The organism is Paraburkholderia sp. (assembly GCF_049581445.1).
In the GTDB taxonomy this organism is placed as follows: domain Bacteria; phylum Pseudomonadota; class Gammaproteobacteria; order Burkholderiales; family Burkholderiaceae; genus Paraburkholderia.
Map to the genome: position 1 here is coordinate 29,285 of NZ_JBAURZ010000371.1, position 17,224 is coordinate 46,508.

Sequence of the window (17,224 nt, forward strand, 5' to 3'; positions counted from 1 at the left end):
GCAGTAACGCAGTAAGTCCCCTCGGGGGATTGTCCCCTCGGGTAGCCTGGCGCAAAGCGACAGGTTAGGGGCACTCTTTTTAGGTTGCGATTGGACTATGAATTCAGACGCTGCTTCCGTGCCGTTCCTGCAAGTGGTTGGCGTGCACAAGCGTTTTACCGGCGTGCATGCGCTGCGTGGCGTGAGCCTGTCGTTCCAGGCCGGGCAGATCTATCACCTGCTTGGCGAGAACGGCTGCGGCAAGAGCACGCTGATCAAGATCATCTCCGGCGCGCAGCCGCCCGATGAAGGTGAACTGATTATCGAAGGGGTATCGCACGCGAAGCTGACGGCGCTGGAGTCGCTCGCAGCGGGCATCGAGACCGTATACCAGGATTTGTCGCTGCTGCCGAACATGAGCGTGGCGGAAAACGTCGGGCTGACTTCGGAACTGGCTGCGCACAATGGCCGCTTGGCGCGTACCTTCGACACGCGTGCGCTGGCTCAGACCGCAGCACGTGCGCTGGCGGCTGTCGGCCTGCCGGGCGACGCGGATTTCCAGGACACCCTGGTCGAAGAGTTGCCGCTCGCCACGCGCCAACTGGTGGCGATTGCGCGTGCCATTGCGAGTGAGGCGAAGTTCGTCATCATGGACGAACCAACGACGTCGCTCACGCAAAAAGAAGTGGACAACCTGATCGCTGTGCTCGCCAATTTGCGCTCGCAAGGCGTGACCGTGCTGTTCGTCAGTCACAAGCTGGACGAATGCTATGCGATCGGCGGCGAAGTAATCGTGCTGCGCGACGGGCAGAAAATGGCGCAAGGGCCGATCACGGATTACACCAAGGCGCAGATCAGCGAGTTGATGACAGGGCGACAGCTGTCGAGCGAGCGGTATCGCGAAAGCGGATTCGGCGCAGAGGTCGTGCTCGACGTGAGCGGCCTCACGCGCCCGGGCCAGTTCGCTGATGTGACGTTTGCGCTCCATCACGGCGAGATTCTCGGCATAACGGGGCTGCTCGATTCGGGGCGCAACGAACTTGCACGGGCGCTGGCCGGCGTTGCGCCCGCACACCACGGCAAAATCGTGCTCGACGGCAAGCGCATTACCTTGCACACGCCCTCAGACGCCAAAGATCACCGCATTGGTTATGTGCCGGAAGACCGCCTGAACGAAGGGCTCTTTCTCGACAAGCCGATTCGCGACAATGTCATTACCGCGATGATCTCGAGCCTGCGCGACCGCTTTGGCCAGATCGATCGTGAGCGCGCCCAGGCGCTGGCGGTGGAAACCGTCAAGGAATTGCAGATCGCCACGCCCGATGTCGACAAGCCGGTGCAGTCGCTGTCCGGCGGCAACCAGCAACGCGTGCTGATTGGCCGCTGGCTGGCCATCGATCCGCGCGTGCTGATCCTGCACGGCCCGACCGTGGGTGTGGACGTTGGCTCGAAAGACATCATTTACCGGATCATGCAGCGCCTGTCGCAGCGCGGCATCGGGATTATCCTGATCAGCGACGACCTGCCCGAACTGCTGCAGAACTGCGACCGTATCCTGATGATGAAGAAGGGCCACGTCGCCAACGAATACCAGGCCGGTGATTTGCACGAAGCCGACCTTTATCACGCGCTGCTGTCGGAAGCAGCGTAGAGGACGTCACAAGCATGAACCCGCGTATGAACCAGAGCATGACCACTACTCCACCCGTCGTAGCCGTCGCACCAAAGGTCAAATCGCTCAGTCTGCGAGAGAAACTCGCGCGCCGCCCCGAGTGGTTTACTGCGGGCCTGATCGTCGTGATGTGCGTGGTTGTCGGCGCGATCAACCCACGCTTCTTCCAGTGGGCGACGCTGTTTGACACGCTGCACTCGGCCACGACCGTGTCGCTGTTCGCGCTTGGCACGCTGGTGGTGCTCGCATCGGGCGGCATCGACGTGTCGTTCACGGCGATCGGCGCGTTGACCATGTATTCCATCACCAAGGCAGTGTTCGCCTGGTGGCCCGACGAGCCATTCGCGTTGATCCTGATCACGGGTGCCGTGGGCGGCACTGTGCTGGGCTTGATTAACGGCCTGATGGTGTACCGGTTAAAAGCGCCTTCATTGATCGTGACGATCGGCACCCAATACCTGTTTCGCGGCATCCTGCTGACGTTCGTCGGCACGACGTTTTTCATGAACATTCCGCACAGCATGGACCGCTTCGGCCGCCTCCCGCTGTTCTTCTATCAAACTGCGGATGGCTTGCGCGCAGTGCTGCCGGTCTCGGTGCTGGCACTCGTACTGGCCGCGGCGGTGACATGGTGGTTGCTTAACCGCACGATGATGGGACGCGGCGTCTACGCGATGGGCGGCAGCCTCGCGATTGCGGAACGCCTCGGCTATAACCTGCGCGCGATCCACCTGTTTGTGTTTGGCTATACGGGGATGCTCGCCGGTATTGCGGGGATTCTGCACGTGTCGAATAACCGGCTGGCCAATCCGTTCGATCTGGTTGGCTCTGAACTCGACGTGATCGCCGCGGTGATTCTGGGCGGCGCGCGCATCACGGGTGGCACCGGCACGGTGGCGGGGACGCTGCTGGGGGTGGTGCTGGTCACGCTGATCAACAACGTGCTGATTCTGGTAGGAGTGCCTAGCACCTGGCAGAAAGTCATTATCGGCGCATTCATCCTGGTCGCGGGCACGCTGTTCGCGCTGCAACGCAAGAACTAGGCGGGGTTGTCGCCTGGCGTGCGGCCCGCTGTCTGGCAAACGTCAGCCAGCGGGCAGCACCGTCGACAAAGCGACGGGCAAACCAGCGCCGTGCATACGGCAGCTTCCCCTACAGCGCGTACTGCAGCGCCAGGTCGAAACCGATCACTACAAACGAGCAGGCAATCCCCGCCAGAACATTCGCGACCCTGTGTTGGAGGTCCGGATGCCGCGTGACAGCCGCGCAGGCAAGGAACACGATCTCCACGAAAATCTGCAGGCCGACGAACACCAGCATGAGCAGGAATTCATAGCCCATGTAGCGGAAGTTCGCGAAGTTCATCCCGTAGTCGAAGATCCAGTGACCGACCCGATAGGCCTCGTAGGCCAGCAACAGAATCGGAAACAGATAACTGGTCACATACGTGGGAACCGTGGCGTGACGCAGCTCAAGGTGGAAGTGGTGAGCGTGATTGGCGGTTTGCATGTCTCCTCCGTGTTTAAGGCAGTTCTGGATCAATGCATCTACTTGGACTGAAGTTCTGGCGAAAGGTGCAATCCGCTAGTGAAGTCCCCAATTTCAGCAGGGCTTACGGCGTGTGAGGTGAGGCCCGCAATTAAGCAGTGACGGTCGTCAGGTCGTTTCGTCCGCCAGGTCAGACGCGAGATCGGTAAAAATGATCATGTCCCGGGCTCAAGCCTCATGCCCAAGTGAGCGGACCTGCCGCAATTCAGGAAAGAGCTTCATCCACAAGAGCGCCACGCAAATAGTGGCCACGCCGCCCACCAGCACGGCCGGTTGCGCACCCCACCATCCCGCGGTCAGACCAGACTCAAACTCGCCTAACTGGTTCGAAGAGCCAATGAACAGCGCGTTCACCGCGCTGACGCGTCCAAGCATCTCCTCAGGCGTGCGCAACTGCACGAGCGACAGGCGCACCACTACACTAATCACGTCTGCTGCGCCGAGCACCGCCAGCGCCAGGAGCGACACGAGAAACTGGTGCGACAGCCCAAACACAATGGTCGCGACGCCGAAGACGATCACCCCGCCGAACATCGCCGTGCCTGGCCTCGTGCGCAATGGGAAGTGGGCGAACCAGATCGTCCCCGCCAGCGCACCGACAGCCGAGGCCGAGCGCAGCATGCCGAGCGCCAGCGGCCCCGCATGCAGGATGTCACGGGCGAACACGGGCAGCAGGGCCGTGGCCCCGCCAAACAGGACGGCGAAGAGGTCAAGCGACAGGGCCCCCAGAATGACCGGCTGGCGGCGGATAAAGCCAATGCCCGAGAAGACGGATTCAAGCGTCACGGGGGCACGCGTGGCGGGCTTCGCCTGCAATGAAATCCCCCGCACCATCACCGCAGCCGCGGCAAAGCCGATCATGCATGCCAGATAGGCGACGCCAGGGCCGACGCCATATAGCAGGCCGCCAAGCGCCGGTCCCACTATCTGCGCAGTCTGCCCCGCCGAGGTTGCCCACGCGGTGGCTTGGGGCAACTGGCCACGCGGCACCACGCCCGGCAGCAGGGACGACACTGCGGGCGACTCGAAGGCTCGCGCCGCGCCGACACATACAGCGAGAGCATAGATAACCGGTGCGCTCAACCAGCCTCCAAAGGTGCCCAACAAGAACATCAATGCAGCGACGGCTTCGACGCTTTGACAGATGGCGGCGATGCGCCGGCGATCGTAGCGGTCGGCAACGTGCCCGACCACCAGCGTCAATGTGAACATCGGCAGGAATTGCGCGAGGCCAAGCAGGCCGAGTGCATAGGCGCTGTGCGTGAGCGCATAGATGTGCCAGCCCATGGCCACGGCCAGCATCTGGAAGGACAGCGAAGAAAGTACGCGGGTACCCCAGAAGCGCTGGAACGGCCCGCTGCGCGGCAGGCTGAGCCGCGCTTCGTTTAAGCCGGCTCCAGGTGTTTCGCTGGAGGCTTGCTGGCGCGTCGTGGCCTGGGGTTGTGCCTGACCCAGCGCTTGCGCGTCGTCGGGCGGCTCCGTCGGTTTTGGGTTCATTGCCTAAGTTGCGTCGTAAGCGAGTGTTTGAAAAGCAGCCAGAAGCGCGTCGCGAACTGGCTTAGGGGCGTCAAGTTTAGTGCAAGCGCAACTATCCGGTACGCATGAAAGGACGGGAAAGGCATGCGAATAACCAATAGTTTTTCGGCATATTTAGAGTCCCGCCATAAAAGATGCACTGAACCTTGCCTATACCGCACTGCATAAATTGACTTCGTGAGACGCTTGTTAAGTCGTTCTGTCCGGGAGGCTAACCTGGAGGGACGGCTTTTTCCTTCACCACCCTAAAGGGGAACAAAAAATGGACCGTCTGGATATCACGCACGAAGTCGTCCGTATTTCTCAAGAACGTGACCACAAGCAGGAATCGATTGCTGTCAAACCGCTTCAGAAAGCCGAATGGATGCCGTTTACTGTTCGTATAGCGGCAAGTGAAAGCGACCTCGAGAGGGCCGTGGGCATTCGCCGTTCGGCGTATGGCCGGCATCTGCCGGAGTTCGCTGAAAAGATGACGGTTGAGGACTGCGATCGGGCGCCCGGCACGACCATCTTGCTGGCGGAATCGAAGTTCGACGGCGCGCCGCTCGGCACGATGCGGATTCAAACCAACGACTTCGAGCGACTGCCGGTGCAAAGTTCGGTGCAATTGCCGGCGTGGTGCAATTCGGGGCGTCTCGCCGAAGCAACACGCCTCGCGGTGGCCGGCGGCTCGCCGGGCCGCGTGGTGAAAGCGATGCTGTTCAAGTCGTTGTTTTTGTTTTGCGAGCAGCAGTACGTTGACTGGATGATCATTACGGCTAGATCGCCGATCGACCGGGAATATGAGGCCATGCTATTCAAGGACATATTCGGTGCTCGGGAATTCTTACCGATGTCGCACGTAGGCGGCTTGCCACACCGCGTGATGGCAGGCGAGGTCGGTGTCGCGCGGCGGGAATGGCGTGAAGCGGGGCATCCGCTCTTTAACTTCATCTTCCAGACTCGCCATCCGGACATCAATTTGCGGGGCGCCGGAGATTCAACTTTGACGCTGGACACGGTAGGATGCGATCAGGAATCAGACATCGTTGCAAGTAGCTAGTCAGATAAGCCCGGATTCCCATGTGAATCGGGTTATAAGAGAGAAAGGTGGCGGCGCGGCGGACTTGTAAGGGTAGTGCCGCAGCGTCGTCTACCACATGGTACAAAGCATCACTCGGGGAGAGTTGCAGGTATGGGTCTGTCTGGTGCTTTTTCCCGCTTCAAAGTCAGGCGCACCGGATCGTGGCTGGATCAGGCGCTGTACGGTTTTTCGGTTTATACCGTACCGGCCTTGATTGCCCTTGGAGCGCTGGTCGCTTTGGTGTTTTTGCCGCGCCAGTTCCCGGCACGGGTTGGCACGCCCATTTCTTTCACCGTATTCGACGACAAATCCGGCGCGATGACATCCGAGCAGGCGCTCTCCCGCCTCGCCAGTAGTCCGTCGGTCACCAACTTTCGTACCCGTCTTGCAGAGACGCCGATCTGGTTCGCGTTCACCGCGCCAGTCGAGACCAGCGCAAAACGCGTGAGCTCTATCGAACTTCCGTCCCGGCATGCCTCAATGGCGCAATGCTGGCGGGCCGACACGCTGGAGTCACTCGGGCGCGCGGACCGGGATGGCGCGTCTGGCCGGATGCGTGCATCGAAAGCCGGCTTCGCGTTGTTTCTTGGCCCCTTGTCGAGCCCGGAAACGCTGCTTTGCCGCAGCCAGTTCTCGGGGCCTGCGCAGCTTACCGTGGTGGGCCGGGACGTCAGCGGACTGCGCAACTCCGAACTCGACTTTGAAGAAAGCTCCGGCTTGATCGCGGGCGGCTTGCTTACTCTCTCGCTCTTCGTGTTCGTCACCGCGCTGATCAATCGTGAGTGGACCTATGTAATCTTCGCCGTCTGGCTCGTCGGCAATCTGCGCTTGTGCGCGAACGCGATGGGCTGGGACAACGAATGGCTCGACCGGGTCATTCCGGCCGGCGACCTCTCGATACTGCGCAGGCTGACCTTTGCGGCGTACTACCTGCTGACAGGCGCACTATTTAGCCAGTTGTTCCGCCGCGAACTGAAGCGAATTGGCTATGGGTGGCTGCTGCGTGCCGCTCAGTATGCGGGCCTGGCGATGCTGGTGCTGGCGTTCCCGCTGCCTTACTCGATGTTCATTCCAGTGCTGTGGGGCATAGGCGGCTTCGGCATTAGCGTGTTGATCTTCCTGTTGGCCCGGCTCATGTGGAAGGCGCGCTCGCGCACCGTGATGTGGTACGTCGCTTCGCTTGCCATCGTGCTTGTCGCAACGTTCTCCGAGGTATTGGGCGCCGCGTTCGGCATTCCGGCGTTGACCGCGGGCATCAGCCCGGTTCTTGCGGCCCTGTCGTCGAGCATGATGGCAGCATTCGCGATCGCCGAGCAGATGCGCGCCGAGCGCGAGCGGCGCCGCCGGATGCAGACCGAGTTGCGCAATACCTATGAAGTCACGCCAATCGGCCTCTTTACGCTCGATGAACGAGGGCACTTCGTGCGCGCCAATCCTGCGCTGCGTGCAATGCTCGATTTGCGCAAGGCCGAGTACCGGGAACGTCACTGGAAGGAGCATTTTGAAGCCGGTGCCTGGGGTGCGTTGCAGGCGCTGGCGCAGCGTGGCAGCGAAGGTGAGCTTGAGTTGAGCGGCGTTGAGGCGCGTGGCACCGAGGAGCGCCGCTACTCACTTAAGGCGACGCGTTCGAATGGCTTCATTGAAGGCTCGCTGCAGGATGTGACCGAACGCTCGAAGGCGCTCGAACGGCTGCAGTTTCTCGCCGAGCATGATCCGCTGACAGGGTCGCTCAACCGGCGTGGCGTTGAGCTGGCGATTGCGGCGCAAAGCGAGGAGGTGACGCCCTGGGCGCTGGCGTATATCGACCTCGATCGCTTCAAGCTCGTCAACGATCTGTTTGGACACCGTGCCGGCGATGAGGTGCTCAAGCAGGTGGCTGCGCGCACCCGTACGCTTGTGCGGCCCGAGCATGCCGTGGGGCGGATTGGCGGCGACGAGTTTATCTGCGTGATGAGCAATACGACTATCGACGATGCGATCGCGCAATGCCGCGAACTCGTCACGTTGCTCAGCGCGGCCCCGTACCAGGTGGGCAAATGCGCGTTTCAGGTGAAGGCCTCGATTGGGCTGGTGGAATGCTCGCCCGGCGTGCGTGTGCAGGACGCGCTGTCGCACGCCGATGGCGCGTGCCGTGAGGCGAAGAATGTGGCTCACGGCCATCTCGTCACCTATCGCAAGGGTGCGGCCGCCTTCGAAGAGCGCGCCAAGGAACTGATGCTGGTCGAAACGCTCGGGCAGAACCGTTTGCCGTCGGGTCTTTTTCTGGTCATGCAGCCGATCATGTCGCTCGCGGCGCCCACCGGCTCGCTCGATTTCGAAGTGCTGCTGCGCTGGCGCGCTCCTGATGGTTCGACGCTGCCGGCCGGCAAGGTTATCGTCGCCGCGGAGGAGTCGGGCAACATTGCCGCCATCGATCGATGGGTGCTGTCCTCGGTGCTTGACTGGCTTGAAGTCAATCGCGCGGCGCTGTCGAGAACCCGCTTCATCTGCGTCAATCTGAGCGGCGGTTCGCTGAACGACGAGCAGTTCATGGAGGACATCTTCGCGTTGTTCGCGCGGCATCGCTCGATTATTCGCTACCTGTGCCTCGAAATCACCGAAAGCGTCGCGCTGCACGATCTGGAGAACACGCAACGTTTCATTACCCGCGTGCATGATATGGGCGGCAAGATCGCGCTGGATGACTTCGGCGCGGGCTACACGTCGTTCAAGTACCTGAAGGATCTGTCAGCCGATGCATTGAAGATCGACGGCGAATTCATCCGCACCATGTGTGCGCATCCGGCCGACACGGCGATCGTCGAGGCCATTGTTGCGCTCGCGCGCAACCTTGGGATGCGCAGCATCGCCGAGTGGGTGGAGGATGCCGAAACGCTCGCCGCGCTCAAGGAGATCGGCGTCGACTATGTGCAGGGTTTTGTCATCGCCAAGCCGCAGGAGAGCTCGGCTATTCTTGCGGCTACTTCGGCCGCCAGCTTTATCAAGGATCCTGCTACCCAGCGCTTCGTAGACAGTCTGGTTCATCATGCCGAGCAGATTGAAGAAAGCTACGAAGCGCGTGTTCGAGCGGATCTGCACTGAGCGGTATGGGCCACACGCGAGCATTCGCGAGCGTGTGAACGACGTTGGACGGCATGTACTTGCTCGTGCTCATGGTCCGCACGTAAGCCTGAGCGCAATCTGATCCGCACCGACACTGCGTCGCGGGCCGCATGCCGCCAACTTGCGTCGTTTAATCCCGGCCGCATAGGCTCTTCGAAGATTATTTTTTACCGTATTATCGATGTCCGCGAATTCCATTTGTGTAATGGGACGAAAGACATGAAACTCGTTTGCCGGATAGATTGGTTTTCTTTTTCATTGCCATTTCATATGCGGTCGAATCTGTGCCGGGCAGTTTGTCAAACCTTATTGTTTCTCCGCAATTTCGCATTAGGCATTGCGCGTTCGGCTATTTCTCTGCCGTTTATTGGACGATAGGCGCATTACGCACTGCGTTGTTTAATCCGAACGTTGCAGGCGTGCCGCCAGGGCCTGAACCATGCGGCACGCATGTCTGAACAAGGAGCGATCAAGATGAACGTGGATATACGCGAGGCGAGCGTAGACGATGCTGAGGCCATCGCGACGGTTCATGTGTCGTCATGGCAGGCAGCTTACGAAGGGATTATTCCCGAGGCGTTTCTCAAGGACCTGTCCGTCGCTGCTCGCGCGAAGAGTTGGCGCGCCGCGCTTGAAGCAGGCAAGTTGCGCGTTCTGCTCGCATCCGTAGATGGGGCGCTCGTTGGCTGGATCGCCTTTGGCGCCTGCCGGGATGCGGATAAAGACAACGAGTGGGGCGAAGTTGAAGCGCTCTATCTGTCGCCTGGGTTCTGGGAGCGAGGCATAGGCCGCATTCTGAGCGACGCCGCGTGCCAACGGTTGCATCAGGCGGGGTATACGCAGGTCGCGCTTTGGGTGCTCGCAGAGAATCGGCGCGCGATTGCATTTTACGAGCGGATTGGCTTTGTCAGCGATCAGGCCAGCAAGGACATCGTGATCGGCGGCGCGCCTTTGACGGAGGTACGGTTTTGCCGTGGATTGACCGAGCAGTTGGCCACGCAACGGACGAATCAGGAGGCAGAGAAATGCGAGTATCGATAGTTCGATTTACCGTTGCGGCGATTTGCAGCGTCTTCGCGTGCGTCGCGATGGCCCAGAGCAGTGGAAGCGCGGGCGCCGATAAGACGGAGAAGCGGCAGACCGACGCGTTCTCGGGGGTTCGATTGGTTGGGGCTGTGGAAGGCGCATTCTCGATCAGCCCGTATACGTCGGTCACCGTGTCGGCGCCGGCCGAAGTCTTGCCGCATGTCGTCACTGCGGTGAAGAATGGTGTGCTCACGGTTGAACTCAAGGATGTTGCGTCGTTGGCCACGCCGTTGAAGGTCGTAATCACGGGCCCTTCGCTGCAAGCGGTTAGCATTGCCGGATCGGCAACGATGCGCGTCTCGGGGATCAGCGACCGGTCGCTCGCGCTTAATGTTTCCGGGTCGGGTTCGATCCTGGCGTCGGGTAGCGTAAATAAAGTCAGCGCCTCGATTTCCGGATCGGGAGACATCGACGTCAGCGCGCTTCACGCGAACGCACTGGTCGCGAATGTTCAAGGCTCGGGTGATCTGCATGGCTATGCCTCCGACTCCGCCACGGTCAACGTGATGGGGTCTGGCGTTGTCGACGTGCAAGGCAAACCTGCTGTGCGAACGGTCAACCGGATCGGCTCCGGCGAAGTGCGCTTCGAATGAACGTGAGGCGGGAATCGCGCGCCGCCCATCCCCCGAATAACGCGTTGCACGCCCCTCATTTCCCGCCATCGGGCGGGCGTCCCTTGCCGTAACCTTCATCCTTGGCGCACCCTCGTTTGGCCCGTGCAGCGGCGCAGCGGCGCCCGCGCGCAACGAGGCGTCCGGGCGCCTGAAACCCGCGTAACGGCCCGTTACCGCTACCTGATAACCGCTAACCTCAGCCACGACCCCTGATGACTTCGGCTTCGACTCTCGCGCCTTCTAGCCCCGAGCGCCTGCAAACGGCGGTTTCACTCTGCCAGGCGGGCAAATTCGCCGAGGCGCTGGCCCTGTTGCAGCCAGGATTGGACCGCACACCCGGACATCAGGACGCCGTCGGCACGGAGACCCACATCGGGGCGCTGAACATCGCAGCAGTCTGCGCACTCGGTCTGAACCAGTTGGCAGAAGCCGAAGGATTCTGGCGCCAGTCGATCGAAGTTCAACCGGATTTCATCGACGCGTACAACAACCTTGGCATCCTGCTGAAAGGCCTCAACCGGCTGGCTGAAGCCGAGGCGCTGTTTCGCAGCGTGGTGCGGCTCCGTCCCGATCAGGCGCAGGCATTTAACAATCTCGGCGCGGTGTTATATGCGCTGAAGCGCCCGCAGGATGCAGAAGAGGCTTACCGTCAGGCGCTCGCTCTGCGGGGCGATTACGCGGAGGCGCATTACAACCTCGGGATCGTGCTTTACGATTACCGCCGTTTCGAGGAGGCGGCAACCGCCTACCGCGACTCGCTGGCAGTGCGGCCCGATTGCGCCGAGGTCCATAACAACCTGGGCAACGCACTGAAGGAACTAGGCCGCTTGCCCGAAGCGGATGAGGCATACCGGCAGGCGCTGCTGATTCGCCCGCAATATCCAGAGGCGTTGAATAACCTCGCGGGTGTGCTGAAGACATTCAAGCGCCTCCCCGAGGCGGAGCTTGCCTGCCGGCTGGCGCTCGCCATTCGCGCCAACTACGCGGAAGCGCATAACAACCTGGGCAGCGTGCTGGGCGACCTCAAGCGCCTGCCTGAAGCCGAGGCATCCTACCGGCAGGCGCTATCGATCCGCCCCGACTACGCGGAAGCGCACTACAACCTGGGCATCGTGCTGCAGAACCAGGAGCGCCTGCCCGAGGCCGAGACGGCTTATCGTGAAGCAGTGCGAATCAACCCGGGCGCGGTCGAAGCGCTCAACAATCTGGGCAACGTACTGCACGCGCTCGACCGCTTGCCCGAAGCTGCTATGACGTACCGGCGAGCGCTCGCGTTGCGCCCCGAACTCGCGGAGGCCCACTACAACCTGGGCCACGTCTTTAAGGGCCTGCGGCGCCTGCCCGAAGCGGAGGCGTCCTACCGGCAGGCCATCGCCCTGCGCGACGGTTATGCCGAACCGACTTTCGCTTTGTCCATCCTCTTGATCAGCACGGGTCAATTTCACGAGGGTTGGCGGCTGTACGAGTCGCGCTATCAGATGCGTGAGTTCATCCACGGCAAGACCGCGGGCTTGCTGCCGTGTGCCCGGTGGCGCGGGGAGTCGCTCGCTGGGAAGTCGCTGCTGGTCTGGCAGGAGGACGGTCTCGGCGACATGCTCCAGTTTGGCCGCTATATCTCGCAACTGAAGGGGCTGGGCGTGACGCGGGTCGCGGTGGTCTGCATGGCCGCGCTGCGCCGTCTGTTTGTCACGATCGATGGTGTCGATGCCGTGCTCGACCACGAAACGGGTCTCGCCGGCGCGGGGGGGTACGACTACTGGACCAGCACGATGAGTCTCCCGCTGCACGTGGGCACGACCATGGAGACAATTCCATACGCCGACTATCTGCGCGCCGATCCGTCGCTGATCGAGCACTGGCGTGCGCGGCTCGGTAGCTTACCGGCTGGCCGGAAAATCGGCGTGGTGTGGAAGGGCAATGCCAGACACCACAACGATGCGAACCGGTCGCTGCCCTCGCTGGCGCTGTTGGCGCCGCTGTGGAGCGTGCCGGACGTCTGCTTCGTGAGTTTGCAAAAAGGCCAGGGGGAGGACGAGGCACAGTCTCCGCCGGCTGGCCAGCCCTTGCTGCAGCTGGGTTCGGAGGTGACGGACCTGGCGGACAGCGCGGCGATCGTCGCTCAACTCGATCTGGTGATCTGCGTTGACACGTCTATTGCGCATCTGGCCGGATCGCTGGGTAAGCGGTGCTGGGTGTTGCTGCCCGGTGAAGACCTCGACTGGCGCTGGATGCACGATCGAACCGACTCACCCTGGTACCCGGACACGATGCGGTTATTCCGCCAGTCCGCGGGTGAGGGCTGGGCTGGGGTGATCGAGCGTGTCAGGCAGGCGTGTGCAGAGGAATGTTCGGTGCTGCTCGACGCGCACTGCGCCCTTTAAAGCACCGCGAGCCAGCCCCCGTCCACATAAATAATCTGTCCGTTCACATAGCTCGACGCCGCTGACGCGAGGTAGATCGCGGTGCCGACCAGTTCCTCCGGTTTGCCCCAGCGTTGCGATGGATTGCTGCTTTTGACCCAGGCGTCGAACGCTGCGTTTTCGATCAGCGGCTGGTTCATGTCGGTCAGGATATAGCCGGGGCCAATCGCGTTGGCCTGGATGTTCGACGGACCCCATTCGGCGCTCATCGCGCGGGTGAGCATCTTGATGCCGCCTTTGGCCGCCGTATAGGCGCCCACCGTCGCCCGCGCGCCCTCGCTGGTGAGCGAACCGATGTTGACGATCTTGCCACCCGTGCCGCGGGCGATCATCCGTTTCGCGGCCTGTCTGGCGACAATGAACGCGCTTGTCAGGTTGGTATCGATCACGCGTTGCCAGTCGCTCAGTGCGAGTTCGACGAGAGGCTTGCGAAACTGGATGCCGGCGTTATTGACGACGATGTCGACCTGCACGCCCTCATGGTCCCATTGCTCGAAGGCTGCGGCGACGGCCGGCTCGTTCGTCACATCGAAGGCACGGCCCTGGACCTTTAAGCCTTTGTCCTGCAGCCGCTCGACCGCCTGCGCGACGGTGTCTGCCTGCGTGCCGTTCAGCAGGACAGTCGCCCCCGCGTTGGCAAGCCCCTCGGCGAGCGCGAAGCCAATGCCGCGCGCCGAACCGGTAATGAGGGCCGTGCGACCCGTCAAATCGAAAAGCTGTGTCATGCGGGCGTCCTTTTTTGCCGGGGTGTAGTTCGATCTGCACAGACGATGCGTGTGACGCGTCATCCGAGTTCATCTCGCGATGGTAACGGTTTGCCCGACGCGCTGTGTTGAGGTCGGGTTTTCCGCATAGCCCGCCTTGGTGGCCCTGCCGACGCAGTTGGTCCGCCCATGATATTTTGACGCTACCGAAGGGTTCTTTGACGCGTGCCCACGGCGAGTATCGACCCGTGCATTGCCCATCCATTCTCACGATTCACGACTTAGGACGATCATGAGCTTCTCGATAGACAGCATCGACCACCTCGTTCTCAACGTAGCCGACGTCGAGGCGAGTGCCGCCTGGTATGTGCGCGTACTGGGCATGCAACGTGTGGACTTCGATTCGCGCAGCGGGACACGGGTGGCCGTGCATTTTGGCGGGCAGAAGATCAATCTGCGGCCGAAGGATGCGGATACGGTTGCCTGGTACACCGGCGTCGCGCCAGTGCCTGGTAGTGCAGACCTCTGCTTTGTGACGAAGGCGAGCCCTGATTCGGTCAAGGCTCAATGGCAGGCGCAAGGCGTTGCGATCGAGGACGGTCCGGTTGCCCGCGCCGGCGCGCGCGGCCCGATGACGTCGGTCTATTGCCGCGATCCGGATGGCAACCTGATCGAAGTGGCTACCTATCCTTAAACGCGGCAGACGGGCGCGCTCATTTGCGCTTGCGCAGTTCCTGACCTTTTTCGGTAATGATCGAATCGAAGTCGTCGACCTGCGAGAATCGCACAGCCTTGACCACGCCGAGCTTGCTGGTATCCACTACGAGGTGGCGTTCCACGGAGCTCGCCATGGCCGCCTGCTTGAGCGCGACTTCATGGAAATTCCAGCATGTCACGCCGCGCGCCGGATCTACACCGCCCGCCGAGATAAACGCCTTGTTGATGCCCATCCGGCGCAGCATCTCAATGCTTTCCTCGCCGGAGAATGAATCCGACGACGGCACATACATGCCCCCCAGCAGAATCATCCGCACGTTGGGTTTGCGCCGCAGGATTTCCGCGACGTTCAGCGAATAGCAGACCACAGTGACATGGCGCTCGGCAGGAATCAGCCGGGCGAGTGTGGTGAGCGTAGTGCCGCAGTCGATGAAGAGCGTCTCGTCGTGGGTGATCAGTTTCGCGGCGACTGCTGAGGCTTCCGCTTTGGCCTGCGCGAAGTGGTCCTTTTCCTGTTCCAGCGAATAGCCGGCGGTGTTGGGCACATCCGTGGCGCTGACGATGTAGCCGCCCAGATAGGTGAATTGGCCAGGACTGCCGGCCACGTCGCGGCGCACGGTCATTTCCGAAACGCCGAGCAACGCGGCTGCGTCGCGCAGACGCATCACGTTTTGTCGGGCCAGCGCGTCAGCGAGCGCGCGAAGGCGATCAGTTTTCAGCATGGAACTCCTGGGCCCGTGACGCACCTGTGCGTTAGATTTTGTTCGAATTCGTGAAAGAATTATAACAAGGGCGCACGCGCGCGGCGAGAGATAGGTCGCCCTTTTGACGGCTTTTTGTAGGAAAAATGCGGGCCACTAAGGCGTCGGCGCGGGTTAGTTTCGCTTGGTAAACCCGGTCAATGCACATATTCTGACAGTCTGCGTCCGGGAACTGACGGCACATTCCCCGGTCCTTTGCTTATTCAATTACTGGAGCCTTCTCTCATGACGCGTCCCGTCGATTCCGGCGTAATCTTCCTCGCACGTGTTGCCCTTGCGGTGTTGTTCTTATGGGGCGGTGTGATGAAACTGGTGGGATACGCGGGTTTCGTCGGCTATCTGCACTCGAAGGGCGTGCCGTTCGTGCAGGTCGCAGCGCCGCTTGCCACGGCGATAGAGGCGCTCGGGGGCCTGTTCCTGATCCTCGGGTTCAAGATTCGCCCGCTGGCGCTCATCATGGCGGTGTACACGGTGGCTACCGCTGTCCTCGGGCATGATTTCTGGAACATCACAGATCCGGTCATGCAGCACGATATGGTGATTCACTTCTGGAAGAACATCGGCATCGCGGGCGGCTTCTTGCTGCTGTTCGTGACCGGCCCGGGCCGCATGAGCATCGATGCTGCCCGCGCGCCGCGCGGCGGCCTGGGCCAGATGAGCCGTTAGCCTGCTTAAGAGCCTGGTTGCCAGCCTGGATGTCAGGCTGGATGACACGTTGGATATCAGGCCGGTTTTTTGCGTCGGTCTTTAGGCGAGCATGGTCCTCATCGGCGAGTACAGGTTACGTGCCGCCCCGTCTTTTCGATTCAGACTGTCTGCAAGGAGTGGAGATGATTCAAAGTTTCGAGCAAACGATCGGCGGTAACGCCATGCAGTTTTGCGCGAGTCTCGGTGAGGGGCCGACACCGCATCGCGTGATCATCAGCCGGGCCGATTCGGCGGAGACGCTGGTGATTCTCGACGCGTCCGGCTTCCTCAGCGCCATCAAGGCCGAGATCGAAGAGCCTGCCAAACTGATCGCCGATGCCATCAGCAAAGTGCAGAGCGAAGGGCTGATTGAACGCGCGCTGGATACGGGCGTGATTCAGGAGGCCGCGCTGTAGCGCGGCGTCGCATGCATGGCCGTTGTGCTTTGTGATTGACGCACGGGGCCGCCGGTCCAGGCTAACCGCGTTCCGGGTCGCGCACCGTACGCAATGAGCGTTTGCTGGTTTCGTTTTCGGAATGCTGCGCATGCGGGTGCGGGTGCACGAGGCAAGCCAGCACGAGACCTGCGATCAACAGACCGGCTGAAATGGCCGTGGCGGCCTGCATGCCGAACACGATGTGGGCCGCGCCCGCGCCGCTTACAAGCGCGCCGAAGGCTGCTACACCCACCGCACCGCCCGCCTGCCGGGCGGTGTTCAGGACCGCGGAGGCGGTCCCGGCGCGTTGCTTTTCCACCGATGCCAGCACGGCAGTCGTCATCGCCGGCACGGCAAGGCCCATCCCCGACGGAATCATCAGGAAGGGCACCAGCAGGCCGATGAGAGGCGTATTCGCATCGACCAGATGCAGTGAGCCGTAACCCAGCGCCGCAGTCACTGCGCCGACGATCATCGGCACGCGCACGCCGTAGCGTGCCACGACCCAGCCGCTCATCACGTTCGACGCCAGGAAGCCGCCCGTCAGCGGCAAGAACGCCAGCCCTGCCTGCAGCGGCGTGTAGCCACGCACCCGTTGTAGATACAGGCTCAGCACGAACACCATCCCGTAGTACGTGAGGTTCACGCAGATGCCGAACAGCACGGCGGCGCTGAACGTGCGCTTGCGAAACAGCGACAGCGGCAGCATTGGCGCCGCGACGCGAGCTTCGATCGTCACGAAGGCGATCGTCGCAATGACCGCGAGGATGAAGCCGCCGGCCACGAGAGGGTGGCTCAGGCCGAGCGGACGCCATTCGATCACCGCGCCGGTGAAGGCGGTGAGTGCGACGATGGCCAGAATCTGTCCAGGGAGGTCGAGGCTGCGCGGGGGCTGAGC

15 protein-coding genes are annotated in these 17,224 nt (G+C 61.7%); 10 read left to right on the forward strand and 5 right to left on the reverse strand.

Translation table 11 applies throughout. The features are described from left to right. Positions 1–97: 97 nt before the first annotated feature. Together WCA85_RS31955 and WCA85_RS31960 are read left to right on the forward strand one after the other, a co-directional pair. Positions 98–1,630, forward strand: coding sequence for a sugar ABC transporter ATP-binding protein (locus WCA85_RS31955; protein WP_424069193.1), 1,533 nt, complete (start codon positions 98–100; stop codon positions 1,628–1,630). Positions 1,631–1,644: 14 nt separating this feature from the next. Beyond that, the gene (locus tag WCA85_RS31960) at positions 1,645–2,694 is read left to right on the forward strand and encodes an ABC transporter permease (protein ID WP_424069195.1); all 1,050 of its coding nucleotides are present in this window, start codon (positions 1,645–1,647) and stop codon (positions 2,692–2,694) included. A 109-nt stretch (positions 2,695–2,803) separates the two neighbouring features. Here the strand turns inward: WCA85_RS31960 and WCA85_RS31965 are convergent, their stop codons facing one another. After that, a complete protein-coding gene (locus tag WCA85_RS31965; RefSeq protein WP_424069197.1) occupies positions 2,804–3,160 on the reverse strand; it encodes a hypothetical protein in 357 nt (118 codons plus the stop codon). A 207-nt stretch (positions 3,161–3,367) separates the two neighbouring features. Beyond that, positions 3,368–4,696 (reverse strand): MFS transporter, encoded by a 1,329-nt coding sequence (locus tag WCA85_RS31970; protein ID WP_424069199.1) that lies wholly within the window; start codon positions 4,694–4,696, stop codon positions 3,368–3,370. A 301-nt stretch (positions 4,697–4,997) separates the two neighbouring features. On the opposite strand from WCA85_RS31970, the gene WCA85_RS31975 reads away from it, so the two are divergent. From WCA85_RS31975 to WCA85_RS31995, 5 genes are all read left to right on the forward strand, one after another. Continuing rightward, a complete protein-coding gene (locus WCA85_RS31975) occupies positions 4,998–5,777 on the forward strand; it encodes an N-acyl amino acid synthase FeeM domain-containing protein (RefSeq protein WP_424069201.1) in 780 nt (259 codons plus the stop codon). 132 nt (positions 5,778–5,909) lie between these two features. Then, a complete protein-coding gene (locus WCA85_RS31980) occupies positions 5,910–8,879 on the forward strand; it encodes a putative bifunctional diguanylate cyclase/phosphodiesterase (RefSeq protein ID WP_424069204.1) in 2,970 nt (989 codons plus the stop codon). Between the two features lie 495 nt (positions 8,880–9,374). After that, positions 9,375–9,941, forward strand: a complete 567-nt coding sequence (locus tag WCA85_RS31985) for an N-acetyltransferase family protein (protein ID WP_424069206.1) — start codon at positions 9,375–9,377, stop codon at positions 9,939–9,941. Further along, a complete protein-coding gene (locus WCA85_RS31990; RefSeq protein ID WP_424069208.1) occupies positions 9,926–10,579 on the forward strand; it encodes a GIN domain-containing protein in 654 nt (217 codons plus the stop codon). Before WCA85_RS31985 ends, WCA85_RS31990 begins: the two co-directional genes overlap by 16 nt. A 233-nt stretch (positions 10,580–10,812) precedes the next feature. Beyond that, positions 10,813–12,981: a tetratricopeptide repeat protein gene (locus WCA85_RS31995; protein WP_424069210.1), complete on the forward strand. Its 2,169-nt coding sequence runs from the start codon at positions 10,813–10,815 to the stop codon at positions 12,979–12,981. Here the strand turns inward: WCA85_RS31995 and WCA85_RS32000 are convergent. Beyond that, a complete protein-coding gene (locus WCA85_RS32000) occupies positions 12,978–13,745 on the reverse strand; it encodes an SDR family oxidoreductase (RefSeq protein WP_424069212.1) in 768 nt (255 codons plus the stop codon). The genes WCA85_RS31995 and WCA85_RS32000 overlap by 4 nt on opposite strands. Positions 13,746–14,016: 271 nt before the next feature. Here WCA85_RS32000 and WCA85_RS32005 point away from each other — a divergent pair, with 271 nt between their 5' ends. Next, complete coding sequence (locus WCA85_RS32005) at positions 14,017–14,418, forward strand: VOC family protein (protein WP_424069214.1); 402 nt, start codon at positions 14,017–14,019, stop codon at positions 14,416–14,418. Between the two features lie 19 nt (positions 14,419–14,437). Here the strand turns inward: WCA85_RS32005 and WCA85_RS32010 are convergent, their stop codons facing one another. After that, the gene (locus WCA85_RS32010; RefSeq protein WP_424069216.1) at positions 14,438–15,163 is read right to left on the reverse strand and encodes a DeoR/GlpR family DNA-binding transcription regulator; all 726 of its coding nucleotides are present in this window, start codon (positions 15,161–15,163) and stop codon (positions 14,438–14,440) included. Positions 15,164–15,427: 264 nt separating this feature from the next. Between WCA85_RS32010 and WCA85_RS32015 the strand changes: the two genes are divergently transcribed. Together WCA85_RS32015 and WCA85_RS32020 are read left to right on the forward strand one after the other, a co-directional pair. After that, entirely contained in the window at positions 15,428–15,868 is a 441-nt protein-coding gene (locus WCA85_RS32015; protein ID WP_424069218.1) for a DoxX family protein, read from the forward strand. Positions 15,869–16,032: 164 nt separating this feature from the next. Continuing rightward, on the forward strand, positions 16,033–16,305 hold the full coding sequence (locus tag WCA85_RS32020) for a hypothetical protein (protein ID WP_424069220.1): 273 nt from the start codon (positions 16,033–16,035) through the stop codon (positions 16,303–16,305). Between the two features lie 61 nt (positions 16,306–16,366). Here the strand turns inward: WCA85_RS32020 and WCA85_RS32025 are convergent. Next, positions 16,367–17,224: MFS transporter (locus WCA85_RS32025; protein ID WP_424069222.1), on the reverse strand; the 858-nt coding region annotated here is incomplete at its 5' end.

Coding starts and splice junctions, on each gene's coding strand:
- WCA85_RS31955 (WP_424069193.1), top strand. CDS start 98: ATGAATTCAGACGCTGCTTCCGTGCCGTTCCTGCAAGTGGTTGGCGTG.
- WCA85_RS32020 (WP_424069220.1), top strand. CDS start 16,033: ATGATTCAAAGTTTCGAGCAAACGATCGGCGGTAACGCCATGCAGTTT.
- WCA85_RS31985 (WP_424069206.1), top strand. CDS start 9,375: ATGAACGTGGATATACGCGAGGCGAGCGTAGACGATGCTGAGGCCATC.
- WCA85_RS32015 (WP_424069218.1), top strand. CDS start 15,428: ATGACGCGTCCCGTCGATTCCGGCGTAATCTTCCTCGCACGTGTTGCC.
- WCA85_RS32010 (WP_424069216.1), bottom strand. CDS start 15,163: ATGCTGAAAACTGATCGCCTTCGCGCGCTCGCTGACGCGCTGGCCCGA.
- WCA85_RS32005 (WP_424069214.1), top strand. CDS start 14,017: ATGAGCTTCTCGATAGACAGCATCGACCACCTCGTTCTCAACGTAGCC.
- WCA85_RS31995 (WP_424069210.1), top strand. CDS start 10,813: ATGACTTCGGCTTCGACTCTCGCGCCTTCTAGCCCCGAGCGCCTGCAA.
- WCA85_RS31990 (WP_424069208.1), top strand. CDS start 9,926: ATGCGAGTATCGATAGTTCGATTTACCGTTGCGGCGATTTGCAGCGTC.
- WCA85_RS31980 (WP_424069204.1), top strand. CDS start 5,910: ATGGGTCTGTCTGGTGCTTTTTCCCGCTTCAAAGTCAGGCGCACCGGA.
- WCA85_RS31965 (WP_424069197.1), bottom strand. CDS start 3,160: ATGCAAACCGCCAATCACGCTCACCACTTCCACCTTGAGCTGCGTCAC.
- WCA85_RS31960 (WP_424069195.1), top strand. CDS start 1,645: ATGAACCCGCGTATGAACCAGAGCATGACCACTACTCCACCCGTCGTA.
- WCA85_RS31970 (WP_424069199.1), bottom strand. CDS start 4,696: ATGAACCCAAAACCGACGGAGCCGCCCGACGACGCGCAAGCGCTGGGT.
- WCA85_RS31975 (WP_424069201.1), top strand. CDS start 4,998: ATGGACCGTCTGGATATCACGCACGAAGTCGTCCGTATTTCTCAAGAA.
- WCA85_RS32000 (WP_424069212.1), bottom strand. CDS start 13,745: ATGACACAGCTTTTCGATTTGACGGGTCGCACGGCCCTCATTACCGGT.